Raw genomic sequence first — 210 nt, 5'->3', positions numbered from 1 at the left:
CGCCAGCTGTGCGTCCATTATCAGCCCATTATTGATATAAAAAATAACCAGTGCGTGGGAGCAGAGGCGTTGTTGCGCTGGCCAGGATTCAACGGTCAGGTTATGAGCCCGGCGGAATTTATTCCCCTGGCCGAAAAAGAGGGGATGATTGAGCGCATTACGGATTACGTCGTGGAGGAGGTGTTCACCGATCTGGGCCATTTTCTTGCC

Annotated in this window: 1 protein-coding gene; it reads left to right on the top strand. The window is 52.4% G+C overall.

From position 1 onward, the window contains the following. A partial coding sequence (locus tag RRF55_RS29355; RefSeq protein WP_439419507.1) for an EAL domain-containing protein occupies positions 1–210 on the top strand: 210 nt, incomplete at both ends.

It is taken from the genome of Klebsiella sp. K47, from assembly GCF_051858335.1.
In the GTDB taxonomy this organism is placed as follows: domain Bacteria; phylum Pseudomonadota; class Gammaproteobacteria; order Enterobacterales; family Enterobacteriaceae; genus Klebsiella; species Klebsiella pneumoniae.
Note: the sequence above shows the minus strand (reverse complement) of the source record. Positions and strands in the feature narration are given on the sequence as shown.